Source organism: Pannonibacter phragmitetus, from assembly GCF_050510895.1.
Classification (GTDB): domain Bacteria; phylum Pseudomonadota; class Alphaproteobacteria; order Rhizobiales; family Stappiaceae; genus Pannonibacter; species Pannonibacter phragmitetus_B.
Genome location: NZ_JBNINT010000001.1, coordinates 229,470 through 251,780, shown reverse-complemented (window position 1 = coordinate 251,780; position 22,311 = coordinate 229,470). Strand labels below are relative to the sequence as shown.

Below are 22,311 nucleotides of genomic sequence, written 5' to 3'. Positions count from 1 at the left end.
GTCATGGATGGACAAAATTGATGACAATTTCACGCCAGGCCTCGTATTTGGCCTTCGGCAACGAATAGGGCGCGCATCGCTGCACAGCCCGGATGGCGCTTTGGCCGAGCACCTGCCCGGACGCACCGTCTGCCGCCTCTACAACCTGCGGCGTTCCATCCAGTTCCCCGGACGGTGTTAATCTGAAACGCACCTTCACTGCGGCGCTGCTGCCGGCCTGCGGCTGAGGGGGCGTCCAGCAGCGCAGCACCGCCTCACGCAAGCCAGCGATTTCCTCTCCGGTCAGCCGCGGCGTATCCGCCGCCTTCCCCACCTGCGGCAGGGCCAGCGCACCAAGAAGCAGCGCAGTCTGCATCAGCTGCAAGCCCTGCCCGCAATGCCCTGCTCCGCCGAACCGCCTCATCCGTCAGCCCCCAGCATCTGACTTGGATCGAAGTTGATGATGACCTCACGCCAGGCATCATACTTCTCTGCGGGCAGCGAATAGGGCTGGCAGCGCATGACGGCACGCACGGCACTGTCGGACGCAGCCCGGAACGAGGGGTTGCCACTCGAGTTGATCACCCGGGGAGACCCTTCCACTTCACCAGCCATGCTCAGATTGAACTGAAGCCGCACGGCAAGATCCGCAGCGCCTGCTGCACCAACCGGCGGGTTCCAGCACTTTGCGATCTGGCCACGCAGCGCGTCCAGCTCAGACACCGTCATCTTGACGTTGTTGTTGCCCGTGCGGCTGCCGAGCGAAGCAGCTTCCTTCGCACCGGTGGTACCACCGCCGGAAGGATCAACCTTGTTCAGCAGTGCGCTGATCTCGTTCGGGTTGAACTTTTCTTCCTTTTTGGGCTGCTGCTGTGCTGTCTGCTGTTGCGGCTTCGGCGGCGTCGGCTTGGAGCGCGGCGTCACCTTCACCGGCTCGGACATGAGCGGCTTGGGCGCTTCTTCAGCGGGGGCAGCTTCTGCTACCGCCTGCTTGACCGGCTCCGGTTCAGCCTTCGGTGCAGGTTCCGCAGCCGGTTTGGCAGGTGCGGGCTTCACCGGTGCGGGTTCCGGCGTAGGCGGCGGTGACGATGACTCTTGTGCTGCAACAGACTGGTTGGTCGGCCGTGGTGTAGGCGGCGTCTGCAACTCAGCCTTCGCCTCCCCTGCCGTCTTGTCAGGCTCAGGAGCCTTGTTGTTGGCTTCCTTGGCCGTGGACTCGTTCGGCTTTTCCTTGAGCTCGGCGGTCTTTTCACCCTTGTTCAGCTGGGTAAACTCACCGATCGGCACCAGGTCAACCGGCAGGGACTCCATCGGCTTGGAATCAAACGGTTCCGTTCCCGGAAGCGCAATGAGCCCCCAGAGCACAAGAGCCATGTGGCCCGAAACGGAAACGATCAAGCCTGTGCGCATGATGCGTCAGGTTCCCTATTCAGCAAGAGTCACCAGGCCAAGGCGCTTGAAGCCGGCGGCGTTGATCCGGCCCATGATCTGCATCATCGTGCCATAGGCGGCAGTCTGGTCGCCCTTCACGAAGATCCGCTCCTCGTAGCCGTTCTCGGCAATGGCCGTCAGCTTCGGCACAACCTCATCCAGCGCGATCTCGGTGTTCTGGATGAAGATCTTCCCCTCCGACGTCACCGAAATCGTGATCGGTTCATTGTCGCCCTGCAGGGCTTGGCCGCAGTCTCGGGCAGATCCACCGGCACGCCGGAGGTCATCAGCGGCGCGGCAACCATGAAAATGATCAGAAGCACCAGCATCACGTCCACGAAAGGCGTGATGTTGATCTCGTTTACGGGCGCTGCGCGGCGTCCGCCACGTCTGCGCCGTCCGCTGCCACCGCCACCCGCTCCAACACTCATGCCCATGGATCAGATCCGTTCGTCAATCTGGCGGGACAGGATGGCCGAGAACTCGTCCGCAAAACCTTCCATGCGGGCCGAGAGCTTGGCCACATCGGTCTGCAGCTTGTTATAGGCAATAACCGCCGGAATTGCGGCAAGCAGGCCAAGCGCTGTTGCAAAAAGCGCTTCAGCGATACCCGGCGCCACAACGGCAAGCGACGTGTTTTCAGACTGGGCGATGGACTGGAAGGCCGTCATGATGCCCCAGACCGTACCGAACAGGCCGATAAAGGGGGCTGCCGAACCAACTGTCGCCAGAACAAGCAGGCGTGATTCCAAACGCTCTGTTTCACGCGCGATCGTCACATCCATGACCCGGTCAATACGCTGTTGCAGGCTTGCCAGAGCCGGCTTTGCGCCCTCGTGACTTCGTTTCCACTCGCGCATGGCAGCCACGAACAGGGCAGCCATCGAGTGATTGGCACGGCTCGACAAGGTCTTGTAGAGTTCCTCGAGCGACTGGCCCGACCAGAAGACGGTCTCAAACCGGGTCATCTGGCGCTTGGTGCGCGTGTAAAGCATTGCCTTGTCGACGATGATCGCCCAGCACCAGACAGATGCAGCAATCAGTCCAAGCATCACCAGCTTGACGATGATGTGGGCCTGCCAGAACAGGCCAATGAACGACATGTCGCCATGCGGGGCCGCCATGGTCGTCTGGGCGATTTCATTCATCTAAAAGGGACCTCTTGCCCGTGGAGTTGTTATCATCAGTTAAAAAGCACACCAGGAAACCTGCTGTGTCCCGGCGGCTTCGGTTTCCTCCCGGACCTTTGGTCTTCCTGACCGCTGAATTTGGCAAAACTGGGACTGCGCAACGCACGCAATCTGCCTTAAACAAAAGGATTAAGGTTACTGCCCTGTTAATGACGTTGCGTCGCACAAATTGATTTGATGCGAAAGGCTCAAAAAGCTTCCGGAAAAGATGCAAAGAGGCGGGTAGCGTTTCTTAATCCGGCTGTACCGGCAGCCTCGCCGCCAGCTCAGGTGGCAAACGCACCGGGCGTCCGGACGGCAGGATCACGGCAACCACCACCTGGGCCGAGACCAGCAGCGCGCCGCCACACCAGATTTCCTGTTCCAGCACGAGACGGGCGCCACGTGCTTCACCGAGACGGGTGCGGACCTCAAGAAGATCGTCGATACGGGCCGGTTTCACAAAGCGGATTGTCATGTCCCGCACGGCAAAGACAATCGGCTGGCCGTGGCTGCCGCTGGCAAGCGCCGCATGATGCAACCCACTGGCCCGCAGCAGTTCCGTGCGGCCGCGTTCGAAGAACCGGACATATGACCCGTGATAGACGAGCCCGCTGAAATCCGTGTCCTCGTAGTAAATTCGGACAGGAAGGACGTGCACACCCTCTACGATCCGGCCATCGGTGGTGCTGTCTTGCTGCGTCATGATATCATCTGAACTCCCTGCCCGGCCGCATATGCGCGAAACGCCCGGCGCTTGCAAGCCCGCAATGGACCGGCCAGCGCCGGGCGTCCCGGAACCGTATTCAGATATTCTCAGGTCAGGCGGCCGCCACCTCGCGCAGGAAGCGTTCGACTGACTGCCGCAGCGTATCGGCTTGCTGCTTCATTGTCAGTGTGGCTTCCTGCATGGCCGAAGCCGAGCCGGAGTTCTCTGAAATATCCGCATTGAGTGCAGCCACTGCGTTGGCGACAGCCATGGTGCCATGAGCTGCTTCGGCTACATTGCGGGAAATCTCCCCGTTGCCGACCCCTGCTCGCGCACGGCGCCGGCAATCGAAGCCGTGTAGGTGTTCACCTCTTCCATCGAATTGGTGACATCGGCGATCTCCTCGACGGCTTCTGCCGTGGAGTTCTGGATGGCGGAGATCTGGGCGGAAATCTCTTCCGTCGCCTTGGAGGTCTGTGTGGCCAGTTCCTTCACTTCCGCAGCCACGACTGCAAAGCCCCGTCCGGCCTCACCGGCGCGTGCCGCCTCGATGGTGGCATTGAGCGCAAGGAGGTTCGTCTGTTCGGCGATAGCACGGATCAGATCCACGACTTCACCGATCTTGTTTGCAGCATTGGCAAGCCCGGCAATCTTCTGGTTCGACGACTGGGCATTGGCCGTTGTGCGCCCGACCACATCTGCCGTGGTCGCAACCTGACGGGCGATTTCCTCGATGGAGGCATTCAGCTCTTCCGTCGCGCTCGCAACTGCCTGCACGTTGGAAGACGCATTCTCCGCATCACCGGCAGCCTGCGCGCCGCGATGAGAGGCCGTGTCGGAACGGCTGCTCAAAATCGTTGATGTTTCCTCCACGCGGGCAAGATTGCTTTCCACCTCGGCCAGCAGAGCTTGCGCTTCTTCGCGGAAACCGGCGATCAGGCCATCAATATGCTTCTCGCGCTGCTCACGGGCCACCTGCCCGGCGCTGCGCTCTTCGGCCAGCCTTTCGCGCTCAACCGAATTCTCCTTGAATACCTCGATGCAACGGGCCATCTGGCCGATTTCATCCCCCTATCCAGGGCATTGACTGCAACCGAAAGATCACCATCCGCAATCTGCCGGGCCGTCACGGACAAGGACTGAAGCGGCGCGAACATCCGGCTTGTCAGCCACCACATGACAGCGACAATCGGCAACAGGCAGGCAATGCCCGCAATGACCGCGCCCCAGGTGATCTGGCGGGCAGCCGCATCCAGCTCTGCGCTCTCGACAGCCGCGCCCACGCCAAAGGGCTTGTCCACACTCATTCCGTCCGTGACGGTGTAGCGGAAGTCGCTTCCGCCCAGGGTGACGAGGCCGTCACCATCGCGGATGTCATCAAAGCGGTAAGCCTCGGGGGCCTTGTCACCATCGAATACGGCGACATTGCCGGCCGTATCAACCAGGAGGGCACGTTCGGTTTCGCCGATACCGCCTTTGGCAGCAATCAGACCGGCGAGCTTGCTCATGTCGACCGTGTAGCCAATGACGCCGAAAAAGCGGTCGTGCGAGAATACCGGCGTTGCCAGCGTCAGCAGAACGCTGCCGTCATCCGCAACGAGGAACCCTGAGGACGAGACCTTCGGCAGGGCCGTATCTGTCTTCTCGGGCGTGTCAAGAATAGGCTTTGCTGCGGCCGTCAGCGGGCCGCCCTGCAATTCAGGCGAGCTCAGGTTGCGGGCGAACTCCTCACCCTTCATGTAGCTGTAGATGACATTGCCATCGAGATCGATGAGCTGAATGTCCTTGAACAGCCCCTGATCCACGAAAGAGCCAACCGCCATATGAATGGGCTTGTGGTTGTTTGCGTAGAAATTGCCGGCACCTGAATCCACCAGCAGATGCCGCTCGTCCGGACCATGCGGGTTGTCATCGACGAAGATCTTGCGGAGTTGTTCGGTCTGCTTCTCTTTCAAGACCTTCCAGCCGGCAGTCATTTTCATGACCGCGTCCTTGGCATCAGACACCGATGCAAAGAAACGGGCCGCATCGATACGCTGTTCGAGGGCAAGTTCCAGCGTGCGGTATTTGCCCAGTGTTGCGCTTGAAAGTGCCTTGCTCGCCTGACTGTCGGCGACGTCCCCCGCGAGCCGGGCCGTGACAATGACAATGGCAAGGCACATGATGGCTGCGCCTGCGAAGAACATCGCAGCCACCTTGTTGGACAAGCGATTACGGATCATATGGGGTTCCTCCCTGAACTGGGAGGATCGTGAGCACAGTTCCCGAAAAAGCCTTAATCTGTCCGGGGAATAAGATACCCAACGACGAAAAACTACCTAGATAAAAACTTGGGATTGCAATTTCTGGAAGCGCACAACGTGCTTGTTTGATTTCTCTAGGTCACGTTTCTGTATCATCCGCGAACAGGCCAAGTTGCGGCGCAGCCGAACTTTGCGGCACCGCAAGGCCCAGATGCCGGAAGGCCTGTGCCGTCAGCACACGTCCGCGCGGTGTGCGCTGGAGAAAACCGTTCTGAATGAGATAAGGCTCGACAATCTCTTCAATGGCATCGCGCGGCTCGGACAGGGCTGCTGCAATTGTCTCAATGCCTACAGGCCCGCCGCCGAAGTTAAGCGCGATCTGGTTGAGATAGCGCCGGTCGAGACTGTCCAGCCCCGCACCGTCCACTTCCAGCTGAGACAATGCCCGGTCCGCCATGGCCCGGTCCACAGTGTCATTGCCCGCAAAGACGGCAAAGTCCCGCACCCGGCGCAAAAGCCGCCCGGCAATGCGCGGCGTGCCACGGGCACGCTTGGCAATTTCCCTCGCCCCATCAGGCGCCATGCCGATGCCGAGAATGCGTGCCCCGCGGTTGACGATCAGTTCCAGTTCTTCGACCGTATAGAATTCCAACCGCACCGGAATGCCGAAACGGTCCCGCAGCGGTGTCGTCAGCAGACCAAGGCGCGTGGTGGCAGCCACCAGCGTGAACTTCGCCAGATCAATCTTCACCGAGCGGGCTGCAGGCCCCTCACCGATGATCAAATCGAGCTGAAAATCCTCCATCGCGGGATAGAGCACTTCCTCCACTGCAGGATTGAGGCGGTGAATTTCGTCGATGAAGAGCACGTCCCGCTCTTCCAGATTGGTCAAAAGCGCAGCCAGATCGCCTGCCTTGGCGATGACCGGACCGGACGTAGCACGGAAGTTAACTCCCAGTTCGCGGGCCATGATCTGCGCAAGCGTCGTCTTTCCAAGTCCCGGAGGGCCAACGAACAGCACATGATCCAATGCCTCGCCGCGCGCTTTCGCCGCGCCGATGAAGACCTTGAGATTGGCTCGCGCCTGCGCCTGGCCGACGAAATCATCCAGCGCCTGCGGGCGCATGGTGGTGTCGATTTCGTCACCGCGAATTTCCGGCGTGACGAGGCGTTCGGTCTTCTCCATACGCTTTCAACTCCAGACCCCGCCCGTGGCGGAGTGATTGGCACAAGCCCAAACGGTGCTTGAGCAGATCGGGGGCGCGGTACGTCAGCACCTCATCGTCCCGGCATCCCTTGCCGCTTTCTTACTGGGCCAGTTCCTTGAGGCCAAGGCGAATGAGCGTTTCGGTTGTCGCATCCTCGCCAGCGGACTTTACGGCACGCGCCACAGCCGCACTGGCCTGCGCCTGGGCATACCCCAGATTGGTCAGCGCCGAAACGGCTTCCGCGACGGGGCGGGCGGCCACATTCTCGCTCACCGTCTGCGCCACCGCCAGAGTGTCCGCATCAAGGCTTGAGTAGCCCGGCGCCTTGTCCTTCAACTCGATCACCAGACGCTCTGCCACACGTTTGCCGACACCCGGCGCACGCGCCAGCGCCGCCTTGTCTCCCAGCGCGATGGCGGTTGCCACTTCGCTGGCCTTGAGCACGCTGAGCACGGCAAGCGCCACCTTGGCTCCGACGCCCTGCACGGTCATCAGCAGCCGGAACCACTCACGCTCGGCCTCAGAGGAGAAACCGTAGAGCCGGATCATGTCTTCACGCACGATGGTTTCGATGAAGAGCACCGCCGCCTCACCTGCGCGCGGCAATCCCTGCAGCACCCGCGAAGGGCAGAACACCTGATAGCCCACGCCGTGGACATCGAGAATGAGGTGGTCGTCACCATAACTGTCGACCGTACCCTTGAGCTTGCCGATCATGCTGCACCCCGCGCCAATGCCTCAGCCTTTGCCCGCACCGCCGAGGTCTTGCGATGGTGCGCGTGACAGATGGCGATTGCCAGGGCATCCGCCGCATCATCCGTATCAAACTGCGCCTTGGGCAGCAGGATCTTCACCATGTGCCGGATCTGATCCTTTTCGGCATGTCCCGTGCCCACCACCGTCTTCTTCACGAGGTTGGGCGCATATTCGGCCACTTCCAGCCCGTGCAGCGAGGGCACCAGCAGCGCAATGCCGCGCGCCTGACCAAGTTTCAGCGTTGCCCCGGCATCCTTGTTGACGAAGGTCAGCTCAACGGCCGCCTCTTGCGGCGCATTTTCGTCGATGACTTTCTGCAGCCCGTCATGCAGCTGCACCAGCCGGGCTGCAAGCTCCCGCTTGTCATCCGACGTGACGGTGCCCGCAGCAACAAAGGTCAGCCGGTTGCCCAGCGCCTCAATGAGGCCCCAGCCAGTGCGGCGCAGGCCGGGATCAATCCCAAGGATTCGAATCGGATGCATCATAGAACAAACCGGTAACAAAACTCCGGCTCTGGCGCCAGCCTGCTTGACCCCAGGCACCGCCAGGATGCTGCTTTTTCCCGCCTGAACAGTCTCAGCCCCGCCACGCTGGCTCAAATAGCGTGGGGCCGGAGTGGTAAATCCGCTCCGGCCCCACTGATGCGTAGCCTTCATCATCAAGCGGCGTGCCTGCCGCCGCCCCCTCAGAACTTCAGGGACATCTGCGCCGAGAAGGAGTTCTCGACAGCTTTGGACGAAATCTGGCTCTTGTAGTTCACCTGCACGGAAGCACGGTCCGTAAAGGAATGGGACAGGCCCAGGCCAATCAGAGCCGTATTCCGGGCAACAGGAACGCCCTTCACCTCAAACGGCGACGTGCTGCTGGCAAAACGCATGGCTGCGACTGGTGCCATCTCCCCGAAGGCATGCTGCCAACCGAGCGATACGGACGGAGTGAAGGTGCGGCCCATGATGTCCACCTGGGTGGCCGCGCGCATGCCCAGCGAGGTGTAGAAGGTGTTCTGGTCTTCAAGGCGAACGGTCAGAGCAGCCGGACCGCCGTTTTCCTGCGCTGAGGCGCCAGCCAGATGGACAAATGCCAGACCGGCGAAGGGCTCGATGGCGACCTGCCCTGCGGAGAACCCGTAGGAAGCCTCACCGAACACCTGTGCAGCTTCCTGCCTGTAGCCAGACTGTGCGCTGGCGGAGAAGCCGCGGATGGCGATGGAGCGGTCCAGCGACACGTCATGCAGGCCGTAGGACGCACCGCCATTCAGGGCAAAGCCGCCGAAGCGGGCACCGCCGTAGACGCCAACTTCGTAATTGTCCATGTCACCTGACGAATTGCGGCTCGTCACATCAAAGCGGGACTGGCTGAAGCCTGCCACGACACCGGCCCGGGCATTTTCTCCGATACCAGCATCCACACCAGCGAGGAAGCCAGCCAGACTGGACGAGACGGTCCCGGCATTGCTGCCGTCAAACGCACGGCCCCAGCCGCCATGACCCTGTGCCCAGATCGTGACACCGTGTTCGCCGCCGGTGCTGGACTTGCGCGGCCCTGCAGCATCTGCAGCCGAAGCAAGCGCATCATGTGCTGCCAAGCCCTGACGCAGGCGGGCGCCGACAGCATCACGCAGGTACGAGGACTGCTGCTGGATGACGGTGCCGGCCGATGCATAGGCCTCACCGGACAATTGGTCGAGCGCCGGGGCGATCCCCGGACCGGAAAGAATAGCCAGCGCATCATAGAGCGTATCGCCGACCGGCAACGCCATGACGGCGCGGGCAGTGCTGCTCTGATTGTCCGTCCGGGCGAAGTCAGCGAATGTGAGGCCGTTGTAGTTCAGCGTCAGATAGACGTTCTTCGCATCATAAGTCAGCGTAGGCGACAGAAGCGCGAAGTTGGAGGATACGCTGCCGAACTTGCCGTTCACTGCATCCGCGCTGGTGATGATGGCATAGGTTGTCTGCGGCCGGTAGAAGCCGTTCTCACCGAGCACCTGCACAGAGGCAGCGGAGTCAATCGTGACAGCACCCGAGGCAATGATCAGGTCATGCCGTCCTGTCGGTGTTGCATCCACCTGATAGACAGATCCACCAAGGAAGCTGACAGCGCCCGTCACGACCAGCGTGCCCGGTGAATAACCCGGTGCCACGACTGAGCCAGACTTGGCGACAATACCGCCAATCGTGCCGGAACCACCAAGGCTGCCGCCATTTTCGATTGTGAAGACGGATGTGGTCTGAATGCCACGTTCCAGAGTCACGGTCGAATTCTCGACGGTCACCGCGCCCTGATAGGGAGACGCAAAGGCAACCTTGCCACCACCCTGGAACAGAACTGCGCCATTGCCACTGATTGAGCCCGAGAATGTGTAGTTGTCGGCGCGGTTGAAGATGAGCGTCGCGTTGTTCACGACATCGCCCACGATAGAGCCTGAAGTACCACCGTTACCGAGCTGCAGCGTGCCATCTGCAATGGTGGTTACGCCGGTGTAGGTGTTCGTGCCAGTCAGCACCAGTGTACCAGTGCCCGACTTGGTGATGCCTGCCGCGCCTGAAATGGTTCCGGAAACCGTCAGCGTCTTGCCGCCAGCCACCTCCACGGCATTCTGCCCGCCCTCGAGAGCAATGTTGCGTGCGGTCGAGATGGTCTCGCCAGCGGACAAGGTGCCGCCTGCCAGAGCAATCGCACCGGCGGCGGACCCCAGCGCGGAGTCGCTCGCAAAGCTGAGCGTGCCGCCCTGAATGCGCGTGCCCCCGCCGTAGCTGTTCGTGCCCGTCAGCACCAGAGTGCCAGAGCCCGACTTGGTGAAGCCGGCCGCGCCCGAAATGGTTCCGGAAACTGTCAAGATCTTGCCGCTGGCAACATCAAGAGCATTGCTGCCGCTCTCAAGGACAAGATTACGGGCAACAGTCGTTGTGTCAGCTGCAGAAAGCGTGCCGCCCGCGAAGGTTACAGCGCCTGACACCGCGCCCAGCGCTACATCAGACGCGAAACGAAGAGTACCGCCCTGAATGCGGGTTCCGCCGGTGTAGGTGTTGTTGCCAAGGAGGAAAGTGGTTCCACCCGCTGCATTTACCGCGCCATTGCCGGAGATGACCTGAGACATCAGGTAGTTCTGGCTGGTGTGATTGAACACAAGCGACCCGCCGGCAGTGCCGAAGACGATCCGTGCCGTGTCCACGCTGCCAGCCGCCACTGCGGCCGACCCGGCATCCGCACCGATGATCAGCTTGCCGGAGCCTTGGGAATCATATCCGACGCGAATTTCATTGTCGGCCTTGATGACGGCTCCATCAGAAACCGTGACCGTGGCATTGCCATTGTAGCCAACGTAGAAGTTACCCGGGGCATTGTAGGTGTTGTTTGCCTTGGCCCAGAGCTGTGTGCCCTGACCCGTAACGGTCAGAACGCCCTGCGATTTGGGGTCCATGCCGACCCCAAGGGTCGCGGTGGTGACAACGGCCCCGCCGGAGATGGTGAGGTTGCCGTTTCCATTCACCGGATCAACGTCCCGGCTGCCGTTCTGGCCACCGACATAGATCCGCTCCGCAACGTCCACGACCGTGCCCGCACCAGTGATCGTCATGCTGACGAGATCGCTGCCAGCGGGACCAGCGTAAATGCCGCTTGCAAACAGATAGGCACCGTCCGACACGGTAACCGAACCGCCTGCCGGGCTCAGCCAGGCCGCTTCGGACGTGTCGTTGGGATTGCCGATCTCCACACGGGTGTTCTGCCCGGTGATCAGGATGCTCGAACCCGCGCCCGTATAAATGCCGGTACTGCGGATAAAGGCCGAAGCACCTCCGGAAATGGTAAGGGAGCCCGTGGAGCCGGCTGAGCGGGCGATATCGACACCGCCTGTGTTGGTCCAGGTGGTCCCGGCACCGGAGACCGTCAGGGACCCGTTGCCGCCGGAGCCTGCCTCCCAGGAGCCGGTTGAGAGCGAGAAGCGGCGCGACGTGAGGCTCGCGCCATCTGAAACCGAGATGCTGCCTGTCCCGCCGTTCTGACCGACTGTCAGTTCGCCGGTGCTGGTCCAGCTTGCAGCAGCGCCGGAAAGCTGCACGGTTCCAACGCCGCCACCTGCACCGCCGATGACACCGTTGGCGTTTGTAAGCGCGCCATTGCCGCTGATGGAAAGCGTGGCGGCGGTGGAAGAGCCCACCGTCACGGCACCGGCCGTAAATGCACCGCCGAGCGCGAGGGTCCCCTCATTCACCGCGAGACTACCGCTCACGCTGCCGCCCGAGCCGGTCAGCGTCCAGGCTCCGGAACCCGACTTCGTCAGATCTGTGAAGCCCTGATACTGGCCGGAAGAGGACAGCTGGCCTGCGTTGAAGGTGCCTGCTCCGGTGCCGGTCAACTCAAGCGTGCTGCTGGAGCCGGAAGCAGACACAATACCGGTGATGGAAGAAGTTTCCGTCAGCACAAGCCGGTTCGTGCCACTGCCCATGCTGATGGCATAATCGGTGGCGGAAGCTGCTGCGATCGTGCCGGAGTTGATGATCGTCGTGTCACCGCTTCCGGTCACAACGCCCATACCAAACTGATCCGTCGACCTGATGGTGCCGCTGTTCTCCAACCGGTTCGTCGTGCCGTCGAGCGAGACCGCATACAGTGTAGCTGTCACCGTGCCGCTGTTGGTGACGGAGATGTTGCCATCTACGGCAGCGGAGGTCGCGTTGGTGTGGCCACTGACCTGGCCGCTATCGACATAAATACCCATCTGGCCGGTGAGTGCTCCGGCATTGATGATGGTAACATCACCGCGCGGCGTCTCAGCCCGGATGGCAGCATCGCGGTTGGCTGTGACGTTGCCAGTGGCTTGGTTCGTGATGACGATATTGCCTGATGTTGACGCAGACCCGATAAGGCCAGCGTAGCCAGCAGGCGCGCGAATGGCCGCCCTGTCACCATCAAGTGAACTGTCACCCGTTGCTGTCACCATCCCGCTGTTGGTGATGGTGGCAGTGCCGTTTTCCGTCGTGGCATAAACGGCATTGTCCGTGTTGCTGGACACGATGCCGGTGTTGGTGATCGTCGCATCGCCATTGGCAGACCATGCTATCAGGCCCTGAAACAGGGTCGAACGCGCCTCACCCTCGTTGAAAATATTGGCAAGCCCATTGTAGGCGATCACGCGGATCGCTGCGGTGGTGGCATTCACCGTGCCGCTTGCCGTGTTCGTAACCGAGATCGTAGCCGGATCCGTGCCGTTGAAATTTCCATCGGCATAGATGCCACGTCCACCCGTGGAGGTGACGGCTCCGCTGTTTGTAACCGTCACGGCACCCAGATTGGTCGTCGCACTGATAGCTGCCGTGGACGAATCCGGGGCTTGAAGCGAGACTGTGCCGGCATTGTCTATGACAATGTTACCGGCGTAGTCGTTCTTCACCCAGATCGTGCCAAAGCCGCCGGAGGGGCCAGAACTTGCCGTGACGCTGGAAGCGATGTTGACCGTCGCATTGACCGTGACAGGAATGTACTGCGGCGGCGTGCTGTTGTCCGTGCCGAACTGCATGACCAGGCCGCTGTAGTCCGCCCGGTTGATTGCCGTCGCGCCAATGAGATTGACTGTCTGATTGTAGGTGCCGGTTACCTGCGGCGAAGCATAAATGACAGACGCTACACTCTCGCCATCAACAGTCAGCGAGCCGTCACCCGCCGTCATGTTCACACTTGCACTGGTTGCGTCACAAGATACGAGCACCGTCGTCCCAGTTACAGAACAGGCAGCTTCTGCAGGCTGAGAGTAAATTGACGAAAAGGCCATTATTGCACCAGCAACAGGCATGCCCATCAAGCGCAATGGAGCAACAATGGCAGATGTGAGTAACAGATTCTTTTGGAGCAGACTGGACCGGCGGCCTCCAGACAGCTTTGTGGCAAGGTGACTATAATCAAAATCACCCACAGAAACTATCTTACCCATCATCATTGCCCCAGACATAAAAGTAATACAATCAAGGCACGAGCCCCACAGCTCCCTTGCCCCATACATGAACGGAAGCTTGCACAGATGCCTATCGAGGCACAATCACTCCCCGTGGATCAAACATGCAAGCAAAGCAGGATTCTGCACTTTGCTGCATTTTGGCATCACCAGAACAAAAGAGAACATCCAAAGATAAGGAGAAAAGCATGATCAATATCGATAATTTATTTTGACCAAAATTAATTTACTCAATCAAGAACAACGAAGAATATTCACTTGAATAAAGCATATATTAACAAAAATTACTAACACGAACAACAAGTTCAAAAGAGACAATCATAAATGGAAAGCCGTATTTTCGATGATTTTTTGCAAGCACATCACACTTAAAATGGGAGAGATTCAGCAGTGTGTAAGCGGCAACGGCGGAGTTCCCACCTGCCGGGCGGGTATCCTCCATCTATCGACCCTGAAGAACTTGGCAGCCAAGACATTAGCTGCAGGCACAGCCCTGACGACAGAGCCCCTGAAGCCAGCGGATTGCGCCCTGAAATCTTCATTGCAGCACGGGCTTGACCAATCCCGATGTGCCAGACTCACCAGGAACTGGTATTGAAGGACGATGGATAGTCTGATCACCGCCTATGGCTGGCCCACCCTGATCACGGGCCTTCTGGCCCTTTTCACTGGAGGTGTAGTTCGTGGCTTTGCCGGTTTTGGCGCGGGCATGATCTTCATGCCGGTGGCTTCTGCGCTGTTCTCGCCGCCGGTAGCGGCGGGCGCCTTCCTGCTGCTGGATTATTTCGTTGCCCTGCCGCTGCTGCCGCGCGCCCTGCGCCTGTGCGACTGGCGCACGGTGCTGCCTGCCGTTCTGGCCGCAGTTGTCTCAGTGCATCTGGGGGCCTGGCTGCTGGTGAGCACTGATCCGCTTGTCCTGCGCTGGGTCATCTGCCTTGTGGTGCTGGCTCTTCTGGGGCTGCTGATCTCGGGCTGGCGCTACAATGGCACACCTTCACCTGCCACATCCGCAGGCGTCGGCGTGGCAGCCGGCATCATGGGCGGGGTTTCGCAGGTTTCCGGCCCGCCTGTTGTTGCCTTCTGGCTGTCGAGCCCGCATCCTCCGCACGTGATCCGGGCGAATCTCATCGTTTTCTTCGCGCTTGCGGGAACAGGAAGCCTGCTCGCCTATCTGCTTGCGGGCGTGTTCAACGGCGAGGTACTGGCGCTCGCGATTGGCGGCATCGCGCTCTATGGGCTCGGACTTTATCTGGGCGCCAGAGGCTTCGTCCGGGCCGATCCGCAGATCTACCGCCGCATTGCCTACAGTCTCATTGCCCTTGCGGCGCTGACAAGCCTGCCCGTGCTGGATGGCTGGCTCGGGCGCTGATCAGTCATGCAGGATTACTCCTGAGGTAGAGATCCCTGCCACTTGGCACATTTGCCGCTGACAAGCCGTTGCCATTCGGCGTGGAAGGTTTCCTCATCTGGGCAGGCTTGCGCCAGTATGGCGAGGGCGACGATGGCCGCATCGACGGCCTCCTCGCGAACATCTTGCAGCGTCAATCCCTTGTAGGCAGACCCCGGCGCACCGGTGGCGGACAGGACCGCCTGCGCAACCTCGCCGGCTTCCTCGCACAGCTTCAGGGTGCGTTCCTGCAGGGTTTTCGGATCAAGCCGGCTGAGACGGAAAATTTCCTGCAAGACATGGCTCCAAAGAAAAATGGCGCCGGAGAGACCGGCGCCATGAAGGGCTTGATCCTGGCTTCAGCCTGCGAGGCTCGCCATTGTCTCCTCGTCGATGTCGAAGTTGGCGTAGACGTTCTGCACGTCATCGTCATCTTCCAGCATGTTGACGAGTTTCATCAGCGTCTGGGCCTTGTCCGCATCCACCGGCGTCAGGTTCTGCGGCTTCCAGACGATCTTGACCGATTCCGGCTCACCCAGCGTTGCCTCAAGGGCCCTGGACACATCGCCCAGATCTTCAAAAGCACAGATGATGATGTGGTTATCCTCATCCGACTGCACGTCTTCGGCGCCAGCCTCGATGGCTGCTTCCAGAACCGCCTCGGCACCACCCGCCTTGGCCGGGTAGATGATCTCGCCGACCCTGTCGAACATGAAGGACACCGAGCCGGTTTCGCCCATGGCGCCACCGCATTTGGTGAAGTAGGAGCGCACGTTGGAGGCGGTGCGGTTGCGGTTGTCGGTCAGCGCTTCGACGATGACTGCAACGCCGCCCGGGCCATAGCCTTCGTAGCGGATTTCGTCGTAGGACTCAGCGTCACCGCTCTGCGACTTGTTGATGGCCCGCTGGATGTTGTCCTTGGGCATCGACTGGGCCTTGGCGTTCTGGACAGCCAGGCGCAGGCGCGGGTTGGAGGCGGGGTCCGGATCGCCGTGCTTGGCCGCAACGGTGATTTCCTTCGACAATTTGGAGAAAAGCTTCGACCGGGCAGCGTCCTGGCGGCCCTTGCGATGCATGATGTTCTTGAACTGTGAATGTCCGGCCATGGTCTTCCCGGCAGTTGAGACGGCCAGAGCCAAGGCCCGTCAGGACCAGACAACGCTCCGGCGCATGAAGAATGGGCAGCTTATATGCAATGACGCGGCTAAAATCCAGACACCCTGCCGCCTCTCTTGCACGCCAAGGTCCGGATCTGCACCGTTGTCATGCCAAGGTGCTGAAATACTGATGCATCAAGCCTTGAAATTGCTCAGCCGCCGCATGGGTTTGGCCAGTTCCCGGCCACGCGTTGCCGCTTGGAATTGTTGTCAGCGCCAGAAGTGGGGGATCACCGGTTCCAGACGCCCACCCAGACGCAGCGGGGCGACCGCAACGGCAAGACCTGTCCGGTCGTCCGTTTCCACAGCAACACCGCAGACCGTTGCCTCGCCCAGCGCCGGGGTGAACCGGCTGGACGGCACCTTGCGCAGGAAGCGCTGCACCGGCTCTTCCTTTTCCATGCCCAGCACGCTGTCGTAGTCGCCGCACATCCCTGCGTCCGACATATAGGCCGTGCCGCCGGGCAGTATCTGGTGATCAGCCGTCGGCACATGGGTGTGCGTGCCCACCACCAGACTGACGCGGCCATCAAGGAAGTGGCCCATGGCCTGTTTCTCACTGGTGGCTTCCGCGTGCATGTCGATGATGATGGCATCCACCACATGGCCCAGCGGACAATCGGCAATGGCCCGCTCAACGGCGGCAAACGGATCATCCAGCGGGTCCATGTAGACCCGGCCCATCACGTTGACGACCGCCACTTGCGCGCCGTTGCGGGCTGAATAGATGTTGACGCCCCGGCCCGGCGTACCGGCCGGAAAATTGACCGGGCGCAGCAGGCGCGGCTGGCGGTCGATATAGACGAGCGTCTCGCGCTGGTCCCAGATGTGGTTGCCCGTGGTCACCACATCGGCTCCCGCATCCACCACATCCTGAAGGATCTGCTCGGTGATCCCGAAGCCGGAGGCAGAGTTTTCGCCATTCACCACGACGAAATCGAGGCCGTTGTCCTCGATGAGGCCCGGCAGAGCCTCAATGGCAGCAGTGCGGCCAGCGCGGCCGACCAGATCACCCAGAAACAGAAGCTTCATCAGTCCTCTCGTGTGTGAAACCAGCGCAGCCCGGTTTCAGTCAGGATGCCATGAAGAAGCTGGTCATGCGGTTCTGTGGGCACGTGATCCACTTCCTGGACGGAAAAGGCAAGCCCGATGCGCAGGACCCGGGCGTCTTTCTCCAGCGCGGCAATCGCAGTGTCATAGTGCCCCTTGCCATAACCCAGCCGGCCGCCACGCGCATCAAAAGCCGCCAGCGGCACCAGCATCACGTCCGGGCGCATGAGCGGAGACGCTTCATCGGGCACCGTCGTGCCAAAGCCGGCGGACACCAGTTTCGTCTCCCGGTCGAGCTTGCGGAACAGGAGATGCGGTTTTGCCACTACGGGGAGGCACAGGGGATGCCCGCGTCCAGCCAGTTCATGCATCAGCGGACGTGGATCAATCTCGTCACGAATCGGCCAGAAGCCGGAAACTGTTGTGCCGGACCGCAACTTCAGCCCATCCACATGGGCCGTCAGGGCAAGGGAAGCCTCGATCCGCTCGACCGGCGCCAGTGCTGCCCGGCGCGCCAGCGCTTCGGCACGGACCTTCTGCTTGGCCTGAACAAGAGTGGTGAGACTGTTGCTGGCTTCAGTGGCGGGCATCAAACCTCGCTGGGAACCGGTTCGGCACGCCGATGGACGGTCGCCAGCCTCTGCACTCGCAGAAGCGAACCGCAAGTGCGCCTGCAAGAATGGTAAAGTGCAGCCACGGCGACCGTTGGAATTGCAATCCCGGGAAACCTACAGTGTAGGTGGGCGCCGTGTGTTCCAGCCCAGGGGCCGGATCAGGGACAGCTCCCTAGGGAATGCGTAAGGCCCCGGGGATAATGTTTCCTGACGGGAAGCGCAGCTGCTGCTTCAGATATAGAGCCAGAGCGCTGCATTTGAAAGCCCTTCGCGCAACAGCATCCGTCATCATCCCCGGCCGCGCATTACTCAATCTGTCTTGAGGCTGCGGGTAAGGCCTTCGGCAAGCGCTTCGATCTTGCGGGCGGCCTCGTCAATGCGCTGCACCACCGTGGCTTCGTTGCGGTTGATGTGGTCAAGCGCCGCCTGGCGGGCGTCGCGCACCATGGCAAGCTCCTGCTCCAGCTGCTCCACGCGCTTTTCCAGCTCGACCAGCTCATCAATCACCATGATGCCGGCCATGACGGTCAGCCGCTGGTCGCCGATTTCGCCGAAGCTGCCGCGCAGCTGGTTGATGCAGCCATCGAACCGCTCGGCAAGACCAATCAGCCGGTCTTCCTCGCCGTCGTCGCAGGCCATGCGGAAGGCCCTGCCGTTGATGGTGACTGAAATCTGCGCCATCCGCCCTCAGCCTCCGTGCGCTTCGAGAACGGAACGGATCGTCTCCATGGCGGAGACGAGGCGGCGGGAAACCTCGCGGTTGGCCTCTTCCAGGCTCTGCGCCCGGGCCTCTGCCTTGTCCAGGTTCATGGCCAGCTGCGAGCGGTCCTCGCCGAGGCGCTGAATGTCATCGTGCAGGGCATTGAGGGAATGGTCGCCATCCAGCCGCCGGCCAACCGACGTTTCCAGATGGGAAATGGCAGTCGCAAGGCGCGTCAAGGCAGCATCCAGAGACTGGCTATGACCTGAGCCCAATTCTGCCATCAAACCGCATCCACTTTCAAAATCCGCCTTCAGGACCCCGGCAAAGGGGTATTACCTGAGCGTAGACCACCAGCGCCCGCTGGCGTGACACATATGGCCCGCCGCAAAAACTAAAGCAAATTGCGAGCATGCGGCAATAACCGGATGACCACACTTAACGGAATTCGCCCGGACCGCCTTCGCGGCATAAAGATTAAGCAATCGTTAAAAGCGCCGTCAATGGCGGCATTCGGCTCTGTAGCGTTTCTCCCCCGCCATCCCGTCATTTCATGCAAGTGCGGCCTTTGTTGACACCACTAGGGTTCCTGTTATTTGTCGGGCTCCCTGCGGGGCTGGTGAAGGCATTCGAGATGGCAAAGGGCCAATCTTCATCTCCTTGGCAGCAGGAAAACAGATTCTCAGATAGCCCTGCGGCGTGCCGCATGCAGCAACGGGATGAACATGACTGATCTTGAAAAGCATCACCGCATGGCGAATGCGATCCGCTTCCTCTCCATGGACGCGGTCGAAAAGGCCAAATCGGGCCATCCCGGCCTGCCGATGGGCACTGCCGACATCGCCACGGTTCTGTTCACACAGTTCCTGAAGTTCAACCCCACCGCCCCGCACTGGGCCGACCGCGACCGCTTCGTGCTGTCCGCCGGTCACGGCTCCATGCTGCTCTATTCCGCGCTCTACCTGCTCGGATATGAGGATTTCTCACTCGATCAGCTGAAGAATTTCCGTCAGATCGGCGCCCGCACGGCAGGCCATCCGGAATTCGGCCACGGCGCCGGCATCGAAACGACGACCGGTCCGCTGGGCCAGGGCCTCGCAAACGCTGTCGGCATGGCCATTGCCGAGAAGCTGCAGGCAGCCCGTTTCGGCGAGGATATCGTCGACCACTACACCTATGTGCTGGCCGGTGACGGCTGCCTCATGGAAGGCATCAGCCAGGAAGCCCTGACGCTGGCAGGCCACCTGAAGCTGAACAAGCTGATCGTCATCTGGGATGACAACAACATCTCCATCGACGGCAAGATCGATGTGACCGATTCCACCGACCAGATCGCCCGCTTCGAGGCCTCCGGCTGGGCCACCAGCCGCGTCGATGGCCACGATCCGGAAGCCATCGCCAATGCCCTGCGCAAGGCGCAGGAAAGCGACAAGCCGACGCTGATCGCTGCCAAGACCGTGATCGGTTTCGGCGCACCGACCAAGGCCGGCACCAACAAGGTGCATGGCTCGCCGCTGGGCGCTGACGAAATTGCGGCCACCCGCAAGGCACTGAACTGGAGCCACGAGCCCTTCGTCGTGCCGAGCGACGTTCTGGACGCATGGCGCATCGCCGGTCTGCGTTCTGCCCATGCGCATAAGAGCTGGGAAAAGCGCTTCGCCGCCAAGGACGCGGAGACCCGTGCCGAGTTCGAGCGCCGCAACCGTGGCGATCTGCCGGCCGGCTTCGACGAAGCGATGCTGACCTACAAGCGCAAGCTGTTCGAGGAGCAGCCGTCTCTCGCCACCCGTCAGGCTTCCGAGCATGTGCTGAACGTGGTCAACGAGGTGATTCCGGAGACGATCGGCGGCTCTGCCGACCTGACCGGCTCCAACAACACCAAGACCGCCCAGACCAAGGCCGTCACGCCGGATGACTTCTCCGGCCGCTACATGCACTGGGGCATCCGCGAGCACGGCATGGCCGCTGCCATGAACGGCATGGCGCTGCACGGCGGTTTCATTCCCTATTCCGGCACCTTCCTGGTGTTCTCGGACTACTGCCGTCCGGCCCTGCGCCTTGCTGCCCTGATGGAACAGCGCGTCATCCACGTGATGACCCACGATTCCATCGGCCTTGGCGAAGACGGCCCGACCCACCAGCCGGTGGAGCATTACGCCGCTCTGCGCGCTATTCCGAACCTCTACTTCCTGCGCCCGGCCGATGTGACCGAGACGCTGGAGTGCTGGCAGATTGCGCTGACCGCCGCCAAGACCCCGTCGGTTCTGGCTCTTACCCGTCAGGCCCTGCCCTCGCAGCGCAAGACCTTCGAGGAGCAGAACCTCTCCGCACGCGGTGCCTATGAGCTGGCGGGCAGCGAAGAAGCTGCGGATGTGACGATCTTCGCTTCCGGCTCGGAAGTGGAAATTGCCATGAATGCCCGCGAGAAGCTGCAGGCCGAAGGCATTGCCGCCCGTGTCGTCTCCGTACCGTGCTTCGAACTGTTCGAAGCCCAGTCGGACGACTACAAGGCCTCCGTGATCGGCGATTCCAAGGTGAAGATCGCGGTCGAAAGCGGCATCCGCCTCGGCTGGGACCGCTTCATCGGCAACGACGGTATCTTCGTCGGCATGCACGGCTTCGGCGCATCGGGCCCCTACAAGGAGCTTTATGCCCACTTCGGCATCACCGATACGGCCGTTGTTGACGCTGCCAAGGCCCGCCTCGGCGCCTGATCCGGCCTTGCGGACACAGGCCCTGCGCCTGCCGCGTCGGAAGACACCAGAACTCTCGCCTCCGCCGTGCGGCGGGGCTCCTGAGCCCGGGCAGGCCCTCTCCTGCCCTTTCGCAAGGCCGGCCCGGTCTGGGCTGGCGAAAGGCGCCTCCATAACGGCGCCACGCATGTATGGGAGTTATTCACATGGTGACCAAGGTTTCGATCAATGGATTTGGCCGCATCGGCCGCAACGTGCTGCGCGCGATCGTCGAGTCCGGCCGCACCGACATCGAAGTCGTGTCCATCAACGACCTCGGCCCGGTGGAAACCAACGCACATCTGCTGCGTCATGATTCGGTGCACGGCAAGTTCCCGGCGACCGTCGCCGTGGAAGGCGACAGCATCCGCATCAACGGCGGCAAGCCGATCAAGGTGACCGCGATCCGCGACCCGAAGGAGCTGCCGCACGGCGAGCTGGGTGTCGATGTTGCCATGGAGTGCACCGGCATCTTCACCGACAAGCCGAAGGCCGAAGCGCATCTGGCCGCTGGCGCCAAGCGCGTTCTCGTCTCTGCTCCGTCCAATGGCGCTGACAAGACCATCGTTTACGGCGTGAACCACGATGCCCTGACGGCTGCCGACCTGGTCGTTTCCAACGCATCCTGCACCACGAACTGCCTGGCTCCGGTTGCTTACGTTCTCAATGCCGCTATCGGCATCGAGAAGGGCTTCATGACCACGATCCACTCCTACACCGGCGACCAGCCGACGCTGGACACCATGCACAAGGACCTGTACCGCGCCCGCGCTGCAGCCATGTCCATGATCCCGACCTCGACCGGTGCTGCCAAGGCCGTGGGCCTCGTGCTGCCGGAGCTGAATGGCAAGCTGGACGGCGTGTCCGTGCGCGTACCCACCCCGAACGTTTCCGTGGTGGATTTCAAGTTCATCGCCAAGCGCTCCACCACTGTGGAAGAGATCAACAGCGCCATCCGTGACGCTGCCAACGGCAAGCTGAAGGGCATCCTCGGCTTCACCGACGAGCCGCTGGTGTCCATGGACTTCAACCATGACAGCCACTCCTCGATCTTCCACATGGACCAGACCAAGGTCATGGACGGCACGCTGGTGCGCATCATGAGCTGGTACGACAACGAGTGGGGCTTCTCCAACCGCATGTCGGACACCGCAGTGGCACTCGCCAAGCATATCTGATGCACCACTGACTGAAGGGCGGGCCCGGTGCCCGCCCTTTTCCTTCTG

Annotated in this window: 17 protein-coding genes, 1 other RNA gene and 2 pseudogenes; 3 read left to right on the top strand and 17 right to left on the bottom strand. The window is 61.2% G+C overall.

Going from position 1 to position 22,311, the window contains the following annotated elements; all coding sequences use genetic code 11:
* Position 1: 1 nt before the first annotated feature.
* From ACQB61_RS01190 to ACQB61_RS01145, 10 genes and pseudogenes are all read right to left on the bottom strand, one after another.
* Complete coding sequence (locus ACQB61_RS01190) at positions 2-355, bottom strand: hypothetical protein (RefSeq protein WP_430511148.1); 354 nt, start codon at positions 353-355, stop codon at positions 2-4.
* A gap of 44 nt (positions 356-399) precedes the next feature.
* Positions 400-1,389: a cell envelope biogenesis protein TolA gene (locus tag ACQB61_RS01185; protein ID WP_430511147.1), complete on the bottom strand. Its 990-nt coding sequence runs from the start codon at positions 1,387-1,389 to the stop codon at positions 400-402.
* A gap of 15 nt (positions 1,390-1,404) precedes the next feature.
* Positions 1,405-1,847, bottom strand: a pseudogene (gene tolR / locus ACQB61_RS01180) (protein TolR).
* 3 nt (positions 1,848-1,850) lie between these two features.
* Entirely contained in the window at positions 1,851-2,558 is a 708-nt protein-coding gene (gene tolQ / locus ACQB61_RS01175) for a protein TolQ (RefSeq protein WP_430511146.1), read from the bottom strand.
* A gap of 274 nt (positions 2,559-2,832) precedes the next feature.
* Positions 2,833-3,285 carry a tol-pal system-associated acyl-CoA thioesterase gene (gene ybgC, locus ACQB61_RS01170; protein WP_430511145.1) on the bottom strand — a complete coding sequence of 151 codons (453 nt, stop codon included), beginning with the start codon at positions 3,283-3,285 and terminating at the stop codon, positions 2,833-2,835.
* Positions 3,286-3,400: 115 nt separating this feature from the next.
* Positions 3,401-5,510: pseudogene (locus ACQB61_RS01165) on the bottom strand (methyl-accepting chemotaxis protein).
* Positions 5,511-5,670: 160 nt separating this feature from the next.
* Entirely contained in the window at positions 5,671-6,717 is a 1,047-nt protein-coding gene (gene ruvB / locus ACQB61_RS01160; protein ID WP_430511144.1) for a Holliday junction branch migration DNA helicase RuvB, read from the bottom strand.
* A gap of 121 nt (positions 6,718-6,838) precedes the next feature.
* Complete coding sequence (gene ruvA, locus ACQB61_RS01155; RefSeq protein WP_050472472.1) at positions 6,839-7,456, bottom strand: Holliday junction branch migration protein RuvA; 618 nt, start codon at positions 7,454-7,456, stop codon at positions 6,839-6,841.
* The gene (ruvC, locus tag ACQB61_RS01150) at positions 7,453-7,980 is read right to left on the bottom strand and encodes a crossover junction endodeoxyribonuclease RuvC (protein WP_050472471.1); all 528 of its coding nucleotides are present in this window, start codon (positions 7,978-7,980) and stop codon (positions 7,453-7,455) included. Before ruvC ends, ruvA begins: the two co-directional genes overlap by 4 nt.
* Positions 7,981-8,180: 200 nt before the next feature.
* The gene (locus tag ACQB61_RS01145) at positions 8,181-13,163 is read right to left on the bottom strand and encodes an autotransporter outer membrane beta-barrel domain-containing protein (RefSeq protein WP_430511143.1); all 4,983 of its coding nucleotides are present in this window, start codon (positions 13,161-13,163) and stop codon (positions 8,181-8,183) included.
* Between the two features lie 886 nt (positions 13,164-14,049).
* Between ACQB61_RS01145 and ACQB61_RS01140 the strand changes: the two genes are divergently transcribed.
* Positions 14,050-14,814, top strand: a complete 765-nt coding sequence (locus ACQB61_RS01140; RefSeq protein ID WP_430511142.1) for a sulfite exporter TauE/SafE family protein — start codon at positions 14,050-14,052, stop codon at positions 14,812-14,814.
* Positions 14,815-14,828: 14 nt separating this feature from the next.
* Here the strand turns inward: ACQB61_RS01140 and ACQB61_RS01135 are convergent, their stop codons facing one another.
* From ACQB61_RS01135 to ACQB61_RS01105, 7 genes are all read right to left on the bottom strand, one after another.
* The gene (locus tag ACQB61_RS01135; RefSeq protein WP_430511141.1) at positions 14,829-15,128 is read right to left on the bottom strand and encodes a MazG-like family protein; all 300 of its coding nucleotides are present in this window, start codon (positions 15,126-15,128) and stop codon (positions 14,829-14,831) included.
* A 63-nt stretch (positions 15,129-15,191) separates the two neighbouring features.
* The gene (locus ACQB61_RS01130) at positions 15,192-15,938 is read right to left on the bottom strand and encodes a YebC/PmpR family DNA-binding transcriptional regulator (protein ID WP_430511140.1); all 747 of its coding nucleotides are present in this window, start codon (positions 15,936-15,938) and stop codon (positions 15,192-15,194) included.
* 261 nt (positions 15,939-16,199) lie between these two features.
* Positions 16,200-17,021, bottom strand: coding sequence for a TIGR00282 family metallophosphoesterase (locus tag ACQB61_RS01125; RefSeq protein ID WP_430511139.1), 822 nt, complete (start codon positions 17,019-17,021; stop codon positions 16,200-16,202).
* Positions 17,021-17,629: a 5-formyltetrahydrofolate cyclo-ligase gene (locus tag ACQB61_RS01120; protein WP_430511138.1), complete on the bottom strand. Its 609-nt coding sequence runs from the start codon at positions 17,627-17,629 to the stop codon at positions 17,021-17,023. Before ACQB61_RS01120 ends, ACQB61_RS01125 begins: the two co-directional genes overlap by 1 nt.
* Before the next feature lie 96 nt (positions 17,630-17,725).
* Positions 17,726-17,882, bottom strand: a non-coding RNA gene (gene ssrS, locus ACQB61_RS01115) — 6S RNA.
* A gap of 80 nt (positions 17,883-17,962) precedes the next feature.
* A complete protein-coding gene (locus ACQB61_RS01110) occupies positions 17,963-18,334 on the bottom strand; it encodes a cell division protein ZapA (RefSeq protein ID WP_430511137.1) in 372 nt (123 codons plus the stop codon).
* 6 nt (positions 18,335-18,340) lie between these two features.
* Complete coding sequence (locus tag ACQB61_RS01105) at positions 18,341-18,637, bottom strand: DUF4164 domain-containing protein (protein ID WP_019965114.1); 297 nt, start codon at positions 18,635-18,637, stop codon at positions 18,341-18,343.
* Positions 18,638-19,078: 441 nt separating this feature from the next.
* On the opposite strand from ACQB61_RS01105, the gene tkt reads away from it, so the two are divergent.
* Together tkt and gap are read left to right on the top strand one after the other, a co-directional pair.
* Positions 19,079-21,067 carry a transketolase gene (tkt, locus tag ACQB61_RS01100; RefSeq protein WP_430511136.1) on the top strand — a complete coding sequence of 663 codons (1,989 nt, stop codon included), beginning with the start codon at positions 19,079-19,081 and terminating at the stop codon, positions 21,065-21,067.
* Between the two features lie 185 nt (positions 21,068-21,252).
* Entirely contained in the window at positions 21,253-22,263 is a 1,011-nt protein-coding gene (gene gap, locus ACQB61_RS01095) for a type I glyceraldehyde-3-phosphate dehydrogenase (RefSeq protein ID WP_019965116.1), read from the top strand.
* Positions 22,264-22,311 lie beyond the last annotated feature (48 nt).

What these genes read in the sequence shown, in the direction of transcription:
- tkt (WP_430511136.1), top strand. Translation starts at nt 19,079, where the DNA reads ATGACTGATCTTGAAAAGCATCACCGCATGGCGAATGCGATCCGCTTC.
- ACQB61_RS01185 (WP_430511147.1), bottom strand. Translation starts at nt 1,389, where the DNA reads ATGCGCACAGGCTTGATCGTTTCCGTTTCGGGCCACATGGCTCTTGTG.
- ruvC (WP_050472471.1), bottom strand. Translation starts at nt 7,980, where the DNA reads ATGATGCATCCGATTCGAATCCTTGGGATTGATCCCGGCCTGCGCCGC.
- ACQB61_RS01105 (WP_019965114.1), bottom strand. Translation starts at nt 18,637, where the DNA reads ATGGCAGAATTGGGCTCAGGTCATAGCCAGTCTCTGGATGCTGCCTTG.
- ACQB61_RS01140 (WP_430511142.1), top strand. Translation starts at nt 14,050, where the DNA reads ATGGATAGTCTGATCACCGCCTATGGCTGGCCCACCCTGATCACGGGC.
- ACQB61_RS01190 (WP_430511148.1), bottom strand. Translation starts at nt 355, where the DNA reads ATGCAGACTGCGCTGCTTCTTGGTGCGCTGGCCCTGCCGCAGGTGGGG.
- ruvB (WP_430511144.1), bottom strand. Translation starts at nt 6,717, where the DNA reads ATGGAGAAGACCGAACGCCTCGTCACGCCGGAAATTCGCGGTGACGAA.
- gap (WP_019965116.1), top strand. Translation starts at nt 21,253, where the DNA reads ATGGTGACCAAGGTTTCGATCAATGGATTTGGCCGCATCGGCCGCAAC.
- ybgC (WP_430511145.1), bottom strand. Translation starts at nt 3,285, where the DNA reads ATGACGCAGCAAGACAGCACCACCGATGGCCGGATCGTAGAGGGTGTG.
- ACQB61_RS01130 (WP_430511140.1), bottom strand. Translation starts at nt 15,938, where the DNA reads ATGGCCGGACATTCACAGTTCAAGAACATCATGCATCGCAAGGGCCGC.
- ACQB61_RS01120 (WP_430511138.1), bottom strand. Translation starts at nt 17,629, where the DNA reads ATGCCCGCCACTGAAGCCAGCAACAGTCTCACCACTCTTGTTCAGGCC.
- ACQB61_RS01110 (WP_430511137.1), bottom strand. Translation starts at nt 18,334, where the DNA reads ATGGCGCAGATTTCAGTCACCATCAACGGCAGGGCCTTCCGCATGGCC.
- ruvA (WP_050472472.1), bottom strand. Translation starts at nt 7,456, where the DNA reads ATGATCGGCAAGCTCAAGGGTACGGTCGACAGTTATGGTGACGACCAC.
- ACQB61_RS01125 (WP_430511139.1), bottom strand. Translation starts at nt 17,021, where the DNA reads ATGAAGCTTCTGTTTCTGGGTGATCTGGTCGGCCGCGCTGGCCGCACT.
- tolQ (WP_430511146.1), bottom strand. Translation starts at nt 2,558, where the DNA reads ATGAATGAAATCGCCCAGACGACCATGGCGGCCCCGCATGGCGACATG.
- ACQB61_RS01145 (WP_430511143.1), bottom strand. Translation starts at nt 13,163, where the DNA reads ATGACGGCGGGTGACGGCTCGCTGACTGTTGATGGCGAGAGTGTAGCG.